1 protein-coding gene is annotated in these 700 nt (G+C 44.3%); it reads right to left on the reverse strand.

Features of this window, described 5'->3' with window-relative positions:
• On the reverse strand, positions 1 to 700 hold a 700-nt coding region (locus NXS11_RS10870; protein WP_373319410.1), incomplete at both ends, for a GA-like domain-containing protein.

The following is a 700-nucleotide window of genomic DNA, read 5'->3' on the forward strand; positions in this document are numbered from 1 at the left end:
CTGCTTCAGTGCGTTGCGCATCTACATCGTCAGCTACTCCATTAGCGTCTGCATCATTCACTTCTGGTATCTCAATACCTGTTAACTTATCTAGCTCTGATGGTAAGTTACCTTTTTGATCTTCTGGCAATGCATTGACTTTGTCCGTCGCTTCAGCTTTTTTGTCTGCAGCTTCTTTTTGCGCTGCCTCCAACTGTGTCTTCTCTTCTGGTGTGATTAAGCCGTCGGCTTTCGCTTTGTCCAATGCATCCTTCGCCGCTTGGTCTGCCACCTTAGCTTCTTCTACCGCTTTTTCTGCTTCAGCACGTTGTGTATCTACATCATCGGCTACTCCATTAGCATCTGCATCATTTACTTCTGGTATCTCAATACCTGTTAACTTATCTAGTTCTGATGGTAAGTCGCCTTTTTGATCTTCCGGTAACGCATTAACCTTATCTGTCGCTTCTGCTTTCTTAGACGCTGCTTCTTTTTGCGCTACTTCCAATTGTGTCTTCTCTTCTGGTGTGATTAAACCATCGGCTTTTGCTTTATCCAACGCATCTTTCGCTGCCTTGTCTGCTACCTTAGCTTCTTCTACTGCTTTTTCTGCTTCAGTGCGTTGCGCATCTACATCGTCAGCTACTCCATTAGCGTCTGCATCATTCACTTCTGGTATTTCAATGCCTGTTAATTTATCTAGTTCTGATGGTAAGTTGCC

The organism is Staphylococcus americanisciuri, assembly GCF_024814435.1.
Lineage (GTDB): Bacteria > Bacillota > Bacilli > Staphylococcales > Staphylococcaceae > Staphylococcus > Staphylococcus americanisciuri.